General features: G+C 71.4%; 1 protein-coding gene. It reads left to right on the top strand.

The features are described from left to right. A partial coding sequence (locus tag G6028_RS11225; RefSeq protein ID WP_182658891.1) for an alkaline phosphatase D family protein occupies nucleotides 1-1,544 on the top strand: 1,544 nt, incomplete at its 5' end. Between the last annotated feature and the right edge of the window lie 54 nt (nucleotides 1,545-1,598).

A 1,598-nucleotide genomic window follows, 5' to 3' on the forward strand; every position in this document is an offset into this window, starting at 1 on the left:
CCGACGTGGGCGTCTTCCGGCACGGCGTCGCGTCCGGCGACCCGATGCCCGATCGCGTCATCCTGTGGACCCGCGTCACCCCCGCACCGGACGCGGTCCCGGGATCCGGCCGCGGGGCGCCGGTCGCCGTCAGCTGGGAGATCTCGCTCGACCCCGGTTTCTCCCAGGTCGTCCGATCACGGTCCGTGGTGACCGACGCCGGCCGCGACCACACCGTCAAGTTCGACTGCACCGGCCTGGCCCCCGACCGCTGGTACCACTACCGCTTCCGTGCCCTCGGTCAGACCTCGCACACCGGCCGCACCCGCACCGCGCCCGCCCACGGCGCGCTCCCCGCCTCCGGCCGCTGGCGCATCGGGGTGGTCTCCTGCTCCAACTGGGAGGCGGGCTACTTCTCCGGCTACCGCCACCTCGAGGCGCGCGGGGATCTCGACGCGATCGTCGAACTGGGCGACTACATCTACGAGTACGGCCGAGGTGAGTACACCGGCAAGTTCGGCGCGGTCCGGCCCCACGATCCCCCGCACGACATCGTGACGCTGGCCGACTACCGGATCCGCCTGGCCCAGTACCGCACCGACCCGGATCTGCAGTCCCTGCACGCGCACGTGCCGTGGATCGTCACGTGGGACGACCACGAGCTCGCGAACGACAACTGGTCCGACGGCGCCGAGAACCACCACCCGCACCAGGGGCCGTTCTCCGACCGCAAGGCCGCCAGCTCCCAGGCCTACTTCGAGTGGATGCCCGTGCGCCCCGAGTCCCTCCGCGACGGCGGTCACCTCTACCGGCGGTTGCGCTGGGGTTCGCTCGCCGAGATCAGCATGCTCGACCTGCGCTCCTACCGCACGGAGGGACCGGACCGCTTCGACGGTCACGCGATCGATGTCACCGGCACCATGACCGGCGCCGCCCAGTTCGACTGGCTGGCCCGCGGGCTGAGTTCGTCGACCGCCCGGTGGAACGTCATCGGCAACTCGGTGATGATCACGCCCGTGCTCCTGCCCCCGCTCGAGCCACAGACCACGGCCGCGCTCACCGAGCTGCTGGGCGTCCCGCGTGAGGGCATCACCTACAACCCCGACCAGTGGGACGGCTACGCGGGCGAGCGCCGCCGGTTGATGGAGGTGATCCGCGCCGCCGGCACCCGCAACACCGTCTTCCTCACCGGCGACATCCACACCTCGTGGGCCAACGAGGTGCCGTTCGAGCCGGCGAACTACCCGGGCGCGGGTGTCGGCGCGATCGAGTTCGTCACCCCGTCGATCACCAGCAACAACATCGACGACATGGTGAACCTCCCCGAGGGCAACCCGTTGTCCCAGACCGCGCAGGGGGCCCTCACTCAGGTCAACCGACACGTGCGTTGGGTGGACCTGGACCGCCACGGCTTCACGGTGGTCGAGTTCACGACCGACTTCGCCCACGCCGACTACTGGGCGCTGGTCGCGCGCGAGGACCCCGCCAGCGGCGCCTACCCCATCGCCAGCTGGCGGGTCCGGCACGGCACCGATCAGCTGGAGCCGGCCGGCCTGCTGCCCTGATCCGGCTCGCCAGGAACCACGCGGGGCTGCCCGGGGCGGCGCATGAGCGCGTGC

It is taken from the genome of Dietzia cercidiphylli (genome assembly GCF_014145145.1).
GTDB classification, from domain to species: domain Bacteria; phylum Actinomycetota; class Actinomycetes; order Mycobacteriales; family Mycobacteriaceae; genus Dietzia; species Dietzia natronolimnaea.